Annotated in this window: 15 protein-coding genes; 1 reads left to right on the top strand and 14 read right to left on the bottom strand. The window is 68.2% G+C overall.

Features of this window, described 5'->3' with window-relative positions:
• Nucleotides 1–56: 56 nt before the first annotated feature.
• The 14 genes from AC1D2O_RS24940 to AC1D2O_RS24875 form a co-directional block, all read right to left on the bottom strand.
• Nucleotides 57–1,127 carry an ABC transporter ATP-binding protein gene (locus AC1D2O_RS24940; protein WP_478091482.1) on the bottom strand — a complete coding sequence of 357 codons (1,071 nt, stop codon included), beginning with the start codon at nt 1,125–1,127 and terminating at the stop codon, nt 57–59.
• Between the two features lie 146 nt (nt 1,128–1,273).
• Nucleotides 1,274–2,131, bottom strand: a complete 858-nt coding sequence (locus AC1D2O_RS24935; RefSeq protein WP_478158073.1) for a carbohydrate ABC transporter permease — start codon at nt 2,129–2,131, stop codon at nt 1,274–1,276.
• Nucleotides 2,128–3,003: a carbohydrate ABC transporter permease gene (locus AC1D2O_RS24930; protein WP_478091479.1), complete on the bottom strand. Its 876-nt coding sequence runs from the start codon at nt 3,001–3,003 to the stop codon at nt 2,128–2,130. The genes AC1D2O_RS24935 and AC1D2O_RS24930 overlap by 4 nt, the downstream gene beginning before the upstream one ends.
• A 174-nt stretch (nt 3,004–3,177) precedes the next feature.
• Nucleotides 3,178–4,554 carry an ABC transporter substrate-binding protein gene (locus AC1D2O_RS24925; RefSeq protein ID WP_478091477.1) on the bottom strand — a complete coding sequence of 459 codons (1,377 nt, stop codon included), beginning with the start codon at nt 4,552–4,554 and terminating at the stop codon, nt 3,178–3,180.
• 78 nt (nt 4,555–4,632) lie between these two features.
• Nucleotides 4,633–5,379 (bottom strand): FadR/GntR family transcriptional regulator, encoded by a 747-nt coding sequence (locus tag AC1D2O_RS24920; protein WP_478091476.1) that lies wholly within the window; start codon nt 5,377–5,379, stop codon nt 4,633–4,635.
• Nucleotides 5,380–5,391: 12 nt separating this feature from the next.
• Nucleotides 5,392–6,345, bottom strand: coding sequence for a 2-hydroxyacid dehydrogenase (locus AC1D2O_RS24915; RefSeq protein ID WP_478091475.1), 954 nt, complete (start codon nt 6,343–6,345; stop codon nt 5,392–5,394).
• A gap of 134 nt (nt 6,346–6,479) precedes the next feature.
• On the bottom strand, nt 6,480–7,973 hold the full coding sequence (locus AC1D2O_RS24910; protein ID WP_478091474.1) for an N-acyl-D-amino-acid deacylase family protein: 1,494 nt from the start codon (nt 7,971–7,973) through the stop codon (nt 6,480–6,482).
• Entirely contained in the window at nt 7,970–8,872 is a 903-nt protein-coding gene (locus AC1D2O_RS24905; protein ID WP_478158072.1) for a MurR/RpiR family transcriptional regulator, read from the bottom strand. Before AC1D2O_RS24905 ends, AC1D2O_RS24910 begins: the two co-directional genes overlap by 4 nt.
• Nucleotides 8,873–8,880: 8 nt before the next feature.
• The gene (locus AC1D2O_RS24900) at nt 8,881–10,152 is read right to left on the bottom strand and encodes an amino acid deaminase (RefSeq protein ID WP_478158071.1); all 1,272 of its coding nucleotides are present in this window, start codon (nt 10,150–10,152) and stop codon (nt 8,881–8,883) included.
• A 16-nt stretch (nt 10,153–10,168) separates the two neighbouring features.
• A complete protein-coding gene (locus AC1D2O_RS24895) occupies nt 10,169–11,158 on the bottom strand; it encodes an ABC transporter ATP-binding protein (RefSeq protein ID WP_478085932.1) in 990 nt (329 codons plus the stop codon).
• Entirely contained in the window at nt 11,155–12,198 is a 1,044-nt protein-coding gene (locus AC1D2O_RS24890) for an ABC transporter ATP-binding protein (protein ID WP_478085930.1), read from the bottom strand. Before AC1D2O_RS24890 ends, AC1D2O_RS24895 begins: the two co-directional genes overlap by 4 nt.
• Nucleotides 12,195–13,061: an ABC transporter permease gene (locus tag AC1D2O_RS24885; RefSeq protein ID WP_478085928.1), complete on the bottom strand. Its 867-nt coding sequence runs from the start codon at nt 13,059–13,061 to the stop codon at nt 12,195–12,197. Before AC1D2O_RS24885 ends, AC1D2O_RS24890 begins: the two co-directional genes overlap by 4 nt.
• Nucleotides 13,058–14,008, bottom strand: a complete 951-nt coding sequence (locus AC1D2O_RS24880) for an ABC transporter permease (protein ID WP_478085926.1) — start codon at nt 14,006–14,008, stop codon at nt 13,058–13,060. The genes AC1D2O_RS24885 and AC1D2O_RS24880 overlap by 4 nt, the downstream gene beginning before the upstream one ends.
• A gap of 12 nt (nt 14,009–14,020) precedes the next feature.
• Nucleotides 14,021–15,613 (bottom strand): ABC transporter substrate-binding protein, encoded by a 1,593-nt coding sequence (locus AC1D2O_RS24875; RefSeq protein ID WP_478158070.1) that lies wholly within the window; start codon nt 15,611–15,613, stop codon nt 14,021–14,023.
• A gap of 111 nt (nt 15,614–15,724) precedes the next feature.
• On the opposite strand from AC1D2O_RS24875, the gene AC1D2O_RS24870 reads away from it, so the two are divergent.
• Nucleotides 15,725–16,117 (top strand): RidA family protein, encoded by a 393-nt coding sequence (locus tag AC1D2O_RS24870; protein ID WP_478097372.1) that lies wholly within the window; start codon nt 15,725–15,727, stop codon nt 16,115–16,117.
• Nucleotides 16,118–16,119: the final 2 nt, after the last annotated feature.

Raw genomic sequence — 16,119 nt, 5'->3', positions numbered from 1 at the left:
GACTCCTCTCCTCCGTAAAAAAGGGCGCTCTGCGCCCTTTTTCTTTGGACGCGCGCTCAGGCCAGGCGCAGGCCGGTCTGCCGATCGAACAGGTGCACGCTCTCGTTGCCGATCGCCAGCCCCACGATCTGATCCGGCTCGGCGTCGACGCGGCCATGGACCGCCAGCGTCAACGTGGTCTCGCCGACCTGGACCACGAGTTCGGTCTCGGCGCCGGTCGGCTCGACCACGATGATCTGGGCCGGCACGCCGCGGTCCGGGGTCGACAGCGTGATGTCGCCCGGCCGCACGCCGTAGTGGACCTGCTGCCCATCGACCGCCGACGTGCCCGCAGGCGCCGGCCACGAGGCGCCCTGCGCCTCGACCCGGCACTGGCCGTCGACGCGCCGCACCATGCCCTCGAGCACGTTCATGGCCGGCGAGCCGATGAACTGGGCGACGAACAGGTTGTCGGGCCGGTCATACAGCTCGAGCGGCGTGCCGATCTGCTCGACCGCGCCGTCGTGCATGACGACGATGCGGTCGGCCATCGTCATGGCCTCGATCTGGTCGTGCGTGACGTAGACCGTGGTGGTCTTGAGCCGCTGGTGCAGCGCCTTGATCTCGGCGCGCATCGCGACCCGCAGCTTGGCGTCGAGGTTCGACAGCGGCTCGTCGAACAGGAACACCTTGGGGTCGCGCACGATCGCCCGCCCCATCGCGACCCGCTGCCGCTGCCCGCCGGAGAGCTCGCGCGGATAGCGCCCGAGCAGCTGGTCGAGGTTGAGGATCTTCGCGGCGTCGGCCACGCGCTTGTCGGTGAGCGCCTTCTCGGCCTTGCGCAGGCGCAGGCTGAAGCCCATGTTCTCGCCCACGGTCATGTGCGGATACAGCGCGTAGCTCTGGAACACCATCGCGATGTCGCGGTCCTTCGACTCGAGCTCGTTGACCACCCGGCCGTCGATCATGATCTCGCCGCCGCTGATGTCCTCCAGGCCCGCGAGCATGCGCAGCAGCGTGGACTTGCCGCAGCCCGAAGGGCCGACCAGCACCACGAACTCGCCGTCCTCGATCTCGAAGCCCAGGCGCTCGATGATCCGGGTCTTGCCGTAGGACTTCTGGACATCGCGAAAAGTGACTGAAGCCATATCGTCGTCTCTTTCTCTCTCTGTGTAGGCCCGGCGAAGCCCGGGCCTGTTCGGGGGACACCGCGGAACCGGCTTTGCCGGGCCGCTGGTGTCGCCCCCTGCAAGGGGGTGGGCGCCCGGACACGAAGTGCCGGGCAACCCGGGGGTCAGCTCTTGACTGCTCCGGCGGTGATGCCGCCGACCATGTAGCGCTTGAACGTGTAGTAGATCGCCGCCGGAGGCAGCGCGTAGATGAGGCCGGTTGCCATCAGCAGTTCCCAGGGCGAATCGTCGGCCGCGAGGAAGTTGCCGAGCGCCACGGCCAGCGTCACGCTGCGGTCGTTCGACAGCAGCAGGAAGGCATAGAGATACTCGTTCCAGGCCAGCAGCAGCGCATAGGTGCCGACCGCCACCAGCGAAGGCACCATCAGCGGCAGGTAGACCAGCCTGAAGAGCTGCAGCGGCGAGGCGCCGTCCATGCGCGCCGCCTCGTCGAGCTCGTAGGGCAGCTTGTCGGAGGCCTGCTTGAGCACCCAGATGCAGTACGGCGAGGCGATGGTCACCATCGCGAGGATCAGCGCCCACTGGCTGTTGAGCAGGCCATAGTTGCCCATGGTCTTGTACATCGGCACGGCCAGGAACGCGGCCGGGATGAAGTAGGTGAAGAGCGCCATGTTCATCACCGTGCGCCCTCCCCGCACGCGCAGCCGGCTGATCGCGAAGGCCGCGGTGGTCGCCACGAACAGCGTGATCGCGCCGACCGCCACCGCGATGAACAGCGAGTTGCCCAACTGCACCCAGAAGTGATCGAGGTAGAAGTGCTTCTGCTGGAACACGGTGCTGAAGTTGTCGAAGGTCGGCGACTTCGGCCACAGCCGGCCGCTGGTCGCCGTGCCGCGCGGCGAGATCGCGAACAGCACCATGTGGTAGATCGGGATCAGCGTCCAGATCAGCACCGGGATGCCGATCAGCAGCAGCTTGGCTTCGTTGCCTGCCGACTTGAGGGTCCAGCGCTTGCGGCTCATTTCGACAACCTCTTCATCATGAAATAGACCAGGGGCAGGATCAACGGCATCGCGACCACGATGGAGGCCATCGACAGGTCGACCTGGTCGAGCCGCAGATAGCGGATGCCGATGGTCGCGAGCACATGCGTCATGTCGGCCGGGCCACCGCCGGTCAGCAGGTAGACGCTGTTGAAATCGCCCAGCGTCCAGATCATCGACAGGATCAGCGAAGTGACATAGAGCGTGCGCAAGGCCGGCCAGCTGATGAAGCGGAATTTCTGCCACGAACTGGCGCCGTCGACCGAGGCCGCCTCGTACTGCTCGCCCGGTATCGCCAGGCGCCCCGCCACCAGGATCAGGGTCCAGAACGGCAGCGATTTCCAGATGTGCATCAGCATCGCGAAGCCGAGCGCCAGCGTCGGCTCGTTGAGCCAGTTGGGCCCGTCGAGCCCGGTCAGATGGAAGATGGTGCTGTTGATCACGCCCCACTCGGGGTTGAGCATGAAGCGCACCGACAGGATGGTCGGGATCGACGGCACGGCCCAGGGCAGGATGAAGATCCCCGCGAGGATCTTGATCCACCAGCGCGACTGCACGAAGAAGCCCGAGAGCACCAGCGCCACGGCCATCTTGACGTTGATGGCGACGATCAGGAACACCACCGTGTTGATGACCGAGCGGAAGAAGATCGGGTCTTCGACCAGGTGCACGTAGCTCTGCGGATGGCGCGCCAGCCAGAGCCCGTAGCACACCGGGTAGAGCACGAAGACGGCGAACACCAGCAGGTAGGGAACGACCATCAGCCGGCCCCAGAACTGCCAGCGTCCGAGCTTGCTGGCGGGTGTTGCGGCGCTGCCGGCCGCGGTCACGGCGCTTGCGGTGGAACTCATGGTCGGCTACCCCCGAATTTCAGTTACCCATGGCGTTGCACGGCCTGACAGCCGACGAAACCGCCCTGAACGAAGGCCAGGAACCCCGCGGAACCGGCTTCGCCGGGCCGCTGGGGTTGCCCCCTGGAAGGGGGTGCCCGAGCCACACGCAGTGGGCGAGGCTGGGGGTGATCTTCATCGCGCGACCGTCTTGATGCGCTCGATCATCTCGTCGACCGCCTTGTCCACCGGTACCTTGTCGCTCACCACGCGATTCATCGCCTTGGCCCAGACGTTCTCGTTGTTGAGCACGGTGAACTTGTAGTTCTTGGTGAATTCGAAGGTCACGGTGCCGGCAGCGTACTGGTTGAACACCGACTTGCGATGCGGATCGGCCTGCCAGAACGGGCTCGCCTGCCCCGCCTTGGTGACCGGGAACCAGCGGCCCAGCGAGCCTTCGACGTAGGGCGTGAGGTTCTCTTCCTGCAGCAGGAAGGCGACGAACTCCTTGGCGCGCTGCTTGTTCTTGGCCTCCTTGAACACCACGCCGGTCTTGACCGCGGTGCGGTAGACCATCTTGCTGCCGTCGGGCTTGTTCGGGAAGCCCGCGGTGCGGATGCGCTCGGTGTAGTTCTTCTTGGCCTCCTCGCGCTGCTCGGGCGTGAGCGACGCGTTGTTGGAGTCGTCGAGCCACTTGGCAGCGATCGAGATCGTCGCGTTGTGCGTCATGGCGGTCGTCTTGTTGTGGAAGGCGACGTTGTTGTCCGGGTCCTTCCAGCTCGTGGACGACGGCGGGGTGCAGCCCTTGGTGTAGGGCGCCGTGTAGTCGGTCATCGCGCTGATCAGGCCGGCACGCACCGCAGGGTCGTCGACCAGCAGCTTGCCGCTGTCGTTGACCATCTTCACGTTGTAGGCGTCGGCGAAGGTCAGGAAGGAATAGAACGAATCGCTCGAATCCACGCCCATCGGCATGCCGATGCCGAAGTTGCGCTTGCCGCTCTTCTGGCGACTGGCCGGCTGCACCTTCTCGCACCAGAACGACCAGTAGTCCTTCCAGCCCGTCGGGATGTCCGACTCCTTGAGGCCGGCCTCGTTCAGCATGTCGATCCAGTACTCGATGTGCATCGTCTGCTGCTTGATCGGAAAGGCGTAGTAGGCCTTCGCCTTGGTCTTGTCGTCGTACAGGAAGGTGGTCTCGATGGTGTTCGGCGCAAAGCGCGAGGCGATCGGGGCCAGCACGCTGCTGATGTCCTCGAGCTTGTCGTCGTAGGCCCACTTGCCCGTGACCTGGAAGTCGTAGACATCGGCATAGGCGACATCGGGCGGGCTGCCCGAATCGAGCGCCGAGACGGTCTTGGGGATCATGTCCTGCACCGGATACTGCGAGAGTTCGACCTTCACACCCTTGTGCTTGTCCTCGAACTTCTTGATGGCGGCGAACAAGGCGTCGTCCTCGGCCTTGTAGAAGCCCTTGACCCACCAGACAGTGAGCTTCTCCTGCGCCAGGGCCTGGCCGGCGACCGTCAGGCCCAGTGCCATCAATGTCGGGACCACGAGTGCTTTGAATTTCATTTCTCTTGTCTCCTCTTTCTTGCAACGGAAGGGCTCGATGCACGAGCCGGGGTGGGAAGCAGGAATCCGTGGTGCGCCTCAGGCCGCCGCCCGCAGGCGCGGGGGTGGGCGCGACAGCCGGGGCAGCTGGCGGCGCGAGCCCAGCACGTCGTCGATGTCCTCGCGGGCGCTGTCGATCAGCTTGATGATGGCCCGCTCGGCCCGCGCCGGGTTGCGCGCGATCACCGCATCGAGCACCGCGCGGTGCATCGGCAGCGATTGCGCCGGGCCATCCTTCTTGCTGGTGGAGATCTCGAAGCTGGTGCGCAGCAGCGCATGCAGCGCCTTGCTCATCTGCGCCAGCATGCGGTTGCGCGCACTGCGCAACAGGCCGTTGTGGAAGCGCAGGTCGAAGGTGACGTAGTCGCCACCGAATTCCACCGCGTGCTTCATGCCGGCGTAGGCAGCCTCGATCTCCTCGATGTCCTCCGGCGTGGCGCGCTCCGCCGCCAGCCGGACGGCGGCGGGTTCCACCGCACGCCGCAGATCCTGCAGGTCGCGCAGGAACTCGGGCGTGAGGCCGGCACGCGCCTGCCAGGTGATCACGTCGGGGTCGAACCAGTTCCATTGCTCGTCGGGCAGCACGCGGGTGCCGACCTTGGGGCCGGTGACGATCAGGCCCTTGGCCACCAGCGACTTGACGGCTTCGCGCACCACCGTGCGGCTGACACCGAAGGCCTCGCACAGCAGGGGCTCGGCCGGCATCGGCGCACCGACCGCGTACTGGCGCGAGACGATCGCTTCACCCAGCAGGTCGAGCGTGCGGCCGTGGGTGTTCTTGGCCATGAAACGTCCTGGTCAGGCGTCGACCGGGGTCAACAAGGGCTGACCGGCGAAATGCGCGCGCAGGTTGTCGAAGGTGAGCTGGCCCATGGCTTCGCGCGTCTGCTTCGTGCCGCTGCCGATGTGCGGCGTCAGCACCACGTTGGGCAGGGCGCGCAGCGCCTCGGGCACGTTCGGTTCGTTGGCGAAGACATCGAGGCCGGCGCCCGCGATGGTGCCGTGGCTCAGGGCGTCGATCAGGGCCGCTTCGTCGACCACGCTGCCGCGCGCGACGTTCACGAGGTAGCCGTCGGGCCCGAGCGCCTTCAGCACGCGCGCATCGATCAGGCCGCGCGTGGCAGCACCGCCGGGCGTGATCACGACCAGGAAGTCGACTGCGGCGGCCAGCGACGCTGCGTCGGGATGGTAGGTGTAGCCGACGCCGGCGCGCGGCGAGCGCGAGGTGTAGGCCACGCTCATCTTGAAGGCCAGTGCGCGCTCGGCGATCGCCTGGCCGATGCGGCCCATGCCGACCAGCCCGAGCCGGCCGCCCGTGACCTTGCGGCTCAACGCGATCGGGCCGTGCGTCCATTCGTTGGTGCGCACGAAGCGGTCGGCCTGCGGAATGCGGCGCGCCGTCGCGATCAGCAGGCCGATCGCGAGATCGGCCACATCGTCGTTGAGCACGGCGGGCGTGTTGGTGACCGGCACGCCGCGCTCGTGCGCGGCCGCGACATCGACGCCGTCGTAGCCGACGCCGAAGACCGAGATCACTTCGAGCGCCGGCAGCCGGGCGATCAGTTCGCGCGGCACCTTCGCCTCGCCGTTGGCGACCACGCCGCGGATGCGCGGCGCCACGGCAGCGAAGGCCGCCGGGTCGCTGATGTGGATGCGGTCGTGCAGCGTGTAGTGCTGGCGCAATTGATCCAGCAGGAAGGGCATCAGCGGCGCGACGAGCAGCAGCTCGGGTCGTCCTGCGTTGTCTGGCATCACACTGTCTCCTGCTCGAACCATCGATGCGCACGAAGCGCCCTGCGGCAGCGCCGTCACCCGGTCGCTGTCGATTCAAATCATATGATGATTGAAATCGAGCTTGCGCAGGACAAACCCTGATGGGCAGGCGGCTAGAAGGCCTCGTTCGCCGCGCGCCTGACGAAGCGCCCCGCGCGCGCGCCCGTCGCGCGCCCTTCGGCCGTGTAGCTCAACACCCCATTGACCCAGACGTGCTCGATGCCTTCGCTGAACGCGCGCGGATGCTCGAAGGTGGCGCCATCCTTGACGCGCAGCGGATCGAAGACCACCACGTCGGCCATGTAGCCGGCCTTGAGCAGGCCGCGCTCGCCGATGCGAAAGCGCGCGGCCGACAGGCCCGTCATCTTGTGCACGGCTTGCTCGAGGCGCAGCAGCCCCTTCTCGCGCCAGTAGCTGGCCAGCACGCGCGGGAACGCGCCCCACAGGCGCGGATGCGGGCGCTCGTCGTGCGGCAGGCCGTCGGAGCCGATCATCGACAGCGGATGCGCCATCACGCGCTGCACGTCGTCCTCGCGCATCTGGAAGTAGCAGGCATTGCCGGGCTTCAGGCGCAATGCGGCGTCCTGCTGCGACAGGCCCCACTCCGCGGCGATGTCGGCCAGGTAGCGCCCGCCCATCTCGGGGTGCGCCTGGCTGCCCGTGATCAGGATGTCGATGATGCCGTCGACCAGGTCTTCGCGCAGCACCGTGGAGCCCGCGGTGTACGGGTAGACATCCATGCCGATCTCCTGGCCGCGCGCCAGCGCCTCGATCAGCGACAGGGTCTCGCGCGTGCGGCCCCAGTTGGCGGGGCCGGCGCACTTGTGGTGCGAGATCACGAGCGGCAGCCCCGATTGGCGCGCAGTGAGCGCCGCCTCCTGCAGCGCCGGCAGGATGCCGGCCAGCTCGTCGCGGACATGGGTGGCATAGACGCCGCCGTTGCGTGCCGCCACGCTGGCGACCGCCACCAGTTCCTCGACATCGGCGGCATAGGCCTCCTCGTAGAAGACGCCAGACGACAGCCCCAGCGCACCGGCGTCCATCGCCTCCTGCATGTCGGCCGCCATCGCGGCGCGCTCGGCCTCGTTGGCCGCACGGTCGAGCACCGCCATGTGGCGCATGCGCAGCGCGGTGTGGCCCAGCAGCGCCGCGACGTTCACCGCGGGCCGTGCCGCATTCACGGCGTCGGCATAGGCGCGCATCGTGGCGTGGCGGAACTGGTGCCGGCCCAGCAGCGACAGCGGCGCCCGCGGCGAATCGGTCACCACCGGCGCGAGCGAGATGCCGCAGTTGCCGACGATCACGGTCGTCACGCCCTGCGAGATCTTCGGCAGCATGTCGGCCTTCTCGATCGCGGCCGCGTCGTCGTGCGTGTGGACGTCGATGAAGCCTGGCGCGACGACCCGCCCGCTGCAATCGATCTCGAGCACCGGGCCTTGCAGGTGCAGGCCGGCCAGCAGTGCGGGCGGCGTCTGGCCGGGCGCGGCGATCGACGCGATGCGTTCGCCGGCCAGCAGCACGTCGGCCGTCCAGCCCGGGCTGTCGCTGCCGTCGACGAGCGTGCCGCCCTTGAGCAGCGTGGGGCGGCCGAAGTCTTGACTCGTCATGATCGATCGTCGATTTTTTCCGTGGCGCCCGAGAACTCGGCACTGTCGAAGCCGTGCTTGTGCAGCAGATGCTTGAACTGCGTCAGCCCGCGCGTGGCGACCGGCCCGAGCTTCTGCGCCAGCCGCACCATCAGGATCTCGAGCACCACCAGGTGCGCCAGGTAGGCCTCGGTACCGACGCGCATCACCGCGTCCTGCGGCACCGACACCGCGAGCACCAGGTCCGCGATCTCGGCCAGCGGCGTGTCGGGCTGCGTGAGCGCCACCACGGTGGCGCCCTGCGAGCGCGCGAACCGCGCCGCCTCCAGCGTGTAGGGCATGCGGCCCACGTGCGAGATCACGAAGGCGACGCCGTCGGGCCCCAGCGTGCTGGCCGAGACCAGTTGCTGGTGCAGATCGAAGAAGGCGTTGGAGTTGCAGCCGAGCCGGAACAGGCGGCTCTGCAGTTCGTTCGCCATGAAGGTCGAGGCCGCGCCCACCGAGTAGCAGTCGATGCGTCTGGCCTCGGCCAGGCGGCTCGCGACCTGGTCGATCACCTCGACGTCGATGCGGCGGCCCAGTTCGGTCAGCGAGGAGACGGCCGCATGGATGATCTTGCTGGCGACGTCGCCCGCGCTGTCCTCGGCCAGCACGCTGCGGTGCAGGTAGGAGCCGGTGACCGCGAGGTCCTGCGCCAGCGCCAGCATGAACTCGCGCACCGACTCGAAGCCGAAACTGCGGCAGGTGCGCACGATGGTCGGCATCGAGACGCCGGCCTGCTGCGCGAGTTGCTCGACGGTGGCGGCCACGGCCGCACGCGGGTCTTCGAGCACGCACTGCACCACGCTGCGCTGGGCGGCCGGCAGCTCGGCCATGCGCTCGCGCAGGCGCTGCAACAATTGAGCGGAGGAACCGTTCATTGCGTCCTTCAGAAGCGGGTGCTGACCGCACCGGTGACCGCGCCATCGTCCTCGACGAGCGCCAGCCAGCGCCACTTGTCGAAGGTGGTGCACGGGTGGGAGATGCCCAGGGCCACGCGGTCGCCGACCCGCGGCGCGGGCCCCGCGGGGTCGAAGCGCAGGTAGGCATGCTGGTCGTTGAGGGCGCTGACGCGCCAGCCCGGCGGTGCGGCGTCCGGGCTGCGCGCACCGCGCGGGGCATGGCGCACCGGGATCGGCATCTCGAGGTCGTAGGAGATGTCGCGCCGGCCGCAGGTCAGCAAGGCCAGGCCGGGCTCGGGCACCGACTGCACCATGGCCCAGACTTCGAGCGCCGCGCGCAGCGAGGCATCCAGCCCCTCGCGCCGCTCGACCTGCTTCAGGAAGCGCGCGTAGTTGCCGTGGTCGTGCGTGATGTAGCAGCCCGAGCGCAGCACGCCCTGCACCGGACGCGACAGGCCCTGCGCGCGCAGCAACGGCAGCACCAGGTCGAACACGGCCGAGCCGCCGGCCGTCAGCATCACGGTGGGGTCGCAGAACAGCTGCTGCGCATCGCAGGCTTGCGCCACTTCCAGCACGCGGTTCACGAGCGCCGTGACTTCGCGCGCGTCATGCGCGCTGTCGCAGGTCGCGAGGCCGCCCTCGTAGCACTCGATGCCGCCCAGTTGCGCGGCGGACGAGCGCGCGACGGCGGCGGCCAGCGCCAGGGCCTCCTCGCGCGTGCGGCAGCCGGTGCGCTGGCCCGGCACGCCGATCTCGACCAGCACGTCGAAACGGCGGCCCGACCCGCGCCGCGCCGCCCAGTCCTCGATCAGCGCCAGCTGCGCCAGGGAGTCGACCAGGAACCAGACCCGCAGGCCGTCGTGGCGCGCGAGCAGCAGGTCGAGCGCGTCGAGGTCGGCGTCGCAGACCACCTGGTTGGCGATGATGGCGCGGCGGGCGCCGGCTTCCACGCCGACGGCCAGCTGGAAGATCGTCGCGAAGGTCAGGCCCCAGGCGCCGCCCGCCAGTTGCTGCGCGAACAGCTCGGGCGACATGGTGGTCTTGCCGTGCGGCGCCAGGCTGACGCCCTTGCGCTCGGCATAGTCCTGCATCCACGCGATGTTGTGGGCCAGCGCGGAGCGCCGGATCACGGCCAGCGGGTAGGCCAGGTCGTCGGCCAGCAGGTTCCACTTGTTCCTGCCGATATCGGCGGCGCGGCACGGCGCAGCCGTGAGCGGATAGCTCTTGCTGCGGTGATCGAGAATCAGCTCTTGGGTCATGGTGTGCGGAGGTTACTCAAAGATCGTTGCGCCAGCAGGCATGCCAGTGGCCGGGCTGCACTTCGCGCAGCTGCATGTCGGCGCTCGCGCAGCGTGCCTCCGCCAGCGGGCAGCGGGTGCGGAACACGCAGCCCGAGGGCGGATTCGCGGGGCTGGGCAGATCGCCCTGCAGCAGCGGCACCACGCGCCGCTGGGCCGGATCGGGAATCGGCGCCGCCGCCAGCAGCGCACGCGTGTACGGGTGCTGCGGACTGGCGTAGAGCGCTTCGGTCGGCGCGATCTCCATCACGCGGCCGAGGTACAGCACGACCACCCGGTCGCAGAGGTATTCCACCACGTCGAGGTCGTGCGAGATGAACAGCAGCGTGAGGCCGAGCTGCTCCTTGAGTTCGCCCAGCAGGTTGACCACCTGGGCCTGGATCGACACGTCGAGCGCCGACAGCGGCTCGTCGGCCACGATGAACTGCGGCTCGACCGCCAATGCGCGCGCGATGCCGATGCGCTGGCGCTGGCCGCCCGAGAACTCGTGCGGAAAGCGGTCGGCATGCTCGGGGCGAAGGCCGACCTGCTGCAGCAACTGCTCGATGCGCGGCTTGCGCGCCGCGCCCTTGGCCAGGCCATGGGTGTCCAGCGCTTCGGCCAGCACCTCGCGGATCCGCATGCGCGGGTTGAGGCTGGCGTAAGGGTCCTGGAAGATGATCTGGACCTTGGAGCGCAACGGCCTGAACTGCGACTGCGAGAGATGCGCCAGATCCTGCGGCGCCGCGTCCGAGCCCTGCGGCTGATACAGCATCTGGCCAGCGGTCGGATCGACCAGCCGCGTGAGCAGCCGGCCGATGGTGCTCTTGCCCGAGCCCGATTCGCCGACGAGCCCCAGTGTCTCGCCCTTGCGGATCGTGAAGCTCACGTCGTCGACCGCGCGCACCGGATGGCTGCCCTTGCCGAAGTACTTCTTGAGATTCCGGATCTCGAGCAGATGCTCGCTCGCCAATGTCGCACTTGTCACGCCGCCACCTCTTCGGTGAAGCCGATGCAGCGCATCATGCGTGCGCCCCCGGTGGTTTCGAGCATCGGCATGCGGGCATCGCAGGCCTCTCGACGGAATGCGCAGCGCGGCGCGAAGGCACAGCCCGGGGGCGGCGCGAACGGGCTCGATACTTGGCCCGGGATGGCCACGAGTTGCGGACGCCTGCCGGCCTGCACAGGCGAGCCGCGCCGTCGCGCCACGCCCGGCAGGCAGGCCAGCAGGCCGCGCGTGTAAGGATGCCCGGGCCGCGCGAACAGATCGTGCACCGGCGCCGATTCGACGATGCGCCCCGCATACATCACGGCCACCGCATCGGCGTACTGCGCCACCACGCCGAGGTTGTGCGTGACGAACAGCATGCTCATGCCGGTCTCCTTCTGCAGCCGGCCCATCAGTGCGAGGATCTGGGCCTGGATCGTGACGTCGAGCGCGGTGGTCGGCTCGTCGGCGATCAGCAGCGTCGGGTTGCAGGCCATCGCGAGCGCGATCATCACGCGCTGGCGCATGCCGCCCGAGAGCTGGTGCGGATATTCGTCGACCCGCTGTGCGGCGGCCGGGATCTCGACCAGTTCGAGCATCCGCCGCGCATGGGCATGGGCCGCCTTGCGATCCAGCTTCAGATGCAGGCGCGCCGATTCGGCAATCTGCTCGCCGATGGTCAGCACCGGGTTGAGGCTGGTCATGGGCTCCTGGAAGATCATGCCGAGCTCGTTGCCGCGCAGCGCGCGCTTCTCCCATTCCGGCATGTCGAGCAGGTTCACGCGGCGGCCGTCGCGCCGCACGAACCACGCTTCGCCCTCGACCTGCGCATGCGAGGTCTTGGCATGCAGGCCCATGAGCGTGAGGCTGGTGACGGACTTGCCCGAGCCCGATTCGCCGACCAGCGCCAGCGTCTGGCCGGGGCGGATCGCAAAGGAGACGTCGGCCACGCTCTGGATGCGGCCGGCTTCGGTGGCGAAGGAGGTCGAGAGGCCCTGCACTTCGAGCCGCGGCGCGGCCATGGTCGTGGTTGCGTTCATGCCGCCTTCCTCAGCTTGGGATCCAGCAGGTCGCGCACGCCATCGCCCAGCATTTGCAGCGACAGCGCGGTCAGCACGATCGCGAGGCCGGGGCAGAAGATGGTCCAGAAGGCCTTGTCTGCATAGTCGAGACTGCCCGCGATCATCGTGCCCCAGGTCGGGATGTCGGGCGGCACGCCGACGCCGAGAAACGACAGGCCCGCCTCGGCCAGGATGGCGTAGGCAAAGATGAAGGTCACCTGCACCAGGATCGGCGACATCAGGTTCGGCAGGATGTGCTTCCAGAGGATCTTCGGCGTGCGCACTCCGAGCGCGCGCGCCGCATCGACGAACAGCAGTTCGCGCAGCACCAGCGTGGTGGCGCGCACCACGCGGGCCACGCGCGGCGTGTAGACGATCACCAGCGCCAGCATCACGTTCCACAGCGAGACGCCGAGGATCGACACCAGCGCGATGCCCAGCAGGATGTCGGGGAAGGACATCATGGCGTCGACCACGCGCATCAGCGGCGCATCGAGCCGGCGGAAGAAGCCCGCGAGCATGCCCATCAGCGTGCCGAACAGCACCGCACCGGCGGCCGTGACGACGCCGATCAGCAGCGAGTAGCGCGCGCCGTGCACGATGCGCAGCATGACGTCGCGGCCCAGCTCGTCGGTGCCGGCCCAGTGTTCGAGCGAAGGCGCATGCAGGCGCTGGCCGATCTCGATGGCGCCGGGGTCGGCGTCCGACAGCAGCGGGTAGAGCACCGCGACACCGACCACCAGCAGCAGCACCAGGGCCGCCGCCAGCACGATCCTGCGCCCGAACAGGCGCCGCGCCACCGGCAGCGCGCTGCGCCAGCGGGAAAGAAGTGCGGCTCTCATTTGCCCTCCAGCCGGATGCGCGGATCAACCAGCATGTAGATGAAATCGACGCCGAGGTTGATGAAGACGTAGATCGCCGCAATGACGAGCAGCGTGCCCTGGATCACCGGGTAGTCGCGCCTGAGCACCGCGCGCACCACCAGGTTGCCGACGCCGGGCAGGTTGAAGACCGTCTCGGTCACGACCGTGCCGCCGATCATCAGCGCCAGCGTGAGGCCCAGCACGGTGACGATCGGCACCAGCGCGTTGCGCAGCACGTGCTTGACCATGATCACGCCCTCGGGCAGGCCCTTGGCGCGCGCCGTGCGCACATAGTCCTCGCCGAGGATGTCGAGCATCGAGGCGCGCGTGAAGCGGATGATCAGCGCCGAGTTGAGCAGGCCCAGCACCAGCGCCGGAAGCAGCAGGTGCTGCAGCCGGTCGCCGAAGGAGGCGCTGGGGTCGCCATAGCCCGAGGCCGGGAACCAGCCGAGCTTGACCGCGAAGAACTGGATCAGGATCAGGCCGAGCCAGAAGCTCGGGATGCTGGCCCCCAGCATCGCCACGCCGCTGACCACCTGGTCGGCCGCGCTGCCGCGCCAGACGGCGGCCGCCATGCCGGCCGGGATGCCGATCAGGGCCGCGATGCCGACCGCGAACAGCGCCAGGAACAGCGTCGGCTCGGCGCGCTCCAGCAGCGCCTGCGCCACCGGGCGCTGCAGGAACAGCGACTGCCCGAGATTGCCCTGCAGCAGTTCGCCGACCCACAGCACGAACTGGGTCGGCAGGGGCTTGTCCAGGCCGTAGCGGATGCGGGCCTGGGCGATGTCCTCGGTGGTCGCCTGGTCGCCGAGCAGCAGTGCGACCGGGTCGCCGGACGCCAGGCGGGTCAGGGCGAAGACCAGCACCGCGACGATGGCGAGCACCACCAGGGCCCCGGCCAGGCGGGTGAGCAGGAAGCGCAGCATGGGAATCCGCTCTTACTTGCCGAGGCCCGTGTTCCAGAAGAAGGGCCAGATCGCGGGCGTGTAGCCCTCCAGCCTGGCCGAGCGCGCCGACAGGCTGTTGAACTTGCCGACCTCGATGAACGGCACCTCGTCATACACGGTCTGCTGCACCGGGCCCCACAGCGCCCCGCGCTTGGCGCTGTCGGTTTCCTGGTTGAAGGCCGTCAGCGTCGACTTCTTGGCGGCCGTTTCCCACCAGCCCGGCGCGCCGTCGCCCAGTTGCGGCGGCGACAGCATCGGCTCGGGGAACAGGCCCGAATGCGTGAAGTACACGTCCCACAGCTTGGCGTCGTTGCGGCGCTGCACCAGCGTGGCCCAGTCGACCACCTGCAGGTCGGTCTTGAAGCCGGCCTTCTTGAGCTGCTCGGCCATCACGAGCGCCATGTTGTAGTGGAACTCGTACTGGCGGCTCGCCATGATGCGGATCGGCTGGCCGTTGTAGCCGGCCTTGGCCGCGAGCTCCTTGGCCGCTTGAGGGTTGCGCGTGTTGTAGGCATTGCTGCCGGCGGCCGAATAGTAGGGCGTGCCCTTGGGGAAGAAGTTGGGCTCGACCACGAAGAAGCGGTTGTCGCCGAAGCCCGCGGCCATCAGCTCGCCCTGCCCGACCGCGGTCTGCACCGCGCGGCGCAGCGGCTGCGAGGCCAGCACGCCTTCCTTGGTGTTGAACACGATGTAGGGGAAGCCGAAGTTCTTGGTCACGATCGGCACCACGGCCGGCGCGCCCTTCTCGATCCGGCCCGCGGCCTCCACCGGCAGCAGGTCGGCGTACTGGAACTGGCCCGAGAGCGAGCCTTCGACCCGGGTGTTGGCATTCGGCACGGGCACGAAGCGCAGTTCGTCGAGCAGCGCTTCGCGGCGGCCCGCGTAACCGCTCGGCGCCTCCTTGCGCGAGGTGTAGCCGTCGTGGCGCACCAGCACCGTGAACTGGTCGGGACGGCGCTCCTTGAACTTGTAGGGCCCGGTGCCGATGAACTCCTTGAGCTGCGGCGCGATGCTTTCCTTGGCCATGATCGCCGCCATGCCGCTCGGCAGCGCGAGCTGCGCCAGCAGCGGCGCGTAGGGGCTCTTGAGCTTGAGCTCCACGGTGAGCGGGCCCTTGGCCGTCAGCGACTCCACTTCCTTGCCGACCGCCTTGCCGCGCGGCGAGAGCTCCATCCAGCGCTGCAGCGAGGCCACGACATCCTCCGCGCCGAGGTCGCGCCCGTTGTGCAGCTTGACGCCCTTGCGGATCGCGATGGTGTAGCTCAGGCCGTCCTTCGACACCACCGGCAGGCCTTCGGCCAGCATCGGCGCCACGTTCCAGTTGGCATCGAAGGTGTAGAGCGGCTCGTAGACGTGCTGCATGATCGTGCCGACCAGGTCGGCGGTGCTGACCATCGGGTCCAGGCCCTGGGGCTCGCCGACCATCGCGAGATTGGCGGCCCCGCCCCTGGCGGGCTCGGCCGACGCCACGGATGCGGCCAGGCCGAGCGCGAGCGTGGCGGCGATGGCGCCTGCCGCGTGGCGCCAGACCGGCGCGCGCCTGAACAAAGCAGATGTCGCTACAGTGAGGGCAGGAGATTGCATCGTGGCTCCGTGAGTAATAACATTACATCGTCGATCGTATTTCCAGTCGTATCGAGGTCAATAAGGGGTTTTCCCTTATCTATTTTGTAAATTTCTTACACATTCATCGCCATGTCTCACGTTGAAATGCTCGGCCAATCACCCATCGCCTCGGACCGCCAGGCCCGCCCGCTGTCCCCCGCCACCCGCGCCGGCGACTTCGTTTTCGTCTCCGGGCAGGTCCCCACCGACGACCAGGGCCAGGTCATCGTCGGCGGCATCGAAGCCCAGACGCGCCAGGTCTTCAAGCGCATCGAGCAGGCCCTGGCGCTGGCCGACTGCACGCTGGCCGACATCGCCAAGGTCAGCGTCTGGCTCAACGACGCGCGCGATTTCGGCAGCTTCAACCGGGTCTACATGGAATGCCTGGGCGACCATCGTCCGGCACGCTCGACCGTCGAATCGCGGCTGATGATCGATGCCAAGGTCGAGATCGACGTCACGGCCTACAAGCCGCGCGGCTGAAC

Source organism: Variovorax sp. P1_G12 (assembly GCF_056405555.1).
Note: the sequence above shows the minus strand (reverse complement) of the source record. Positions and strands in the feature narration are given on the sequence as shown.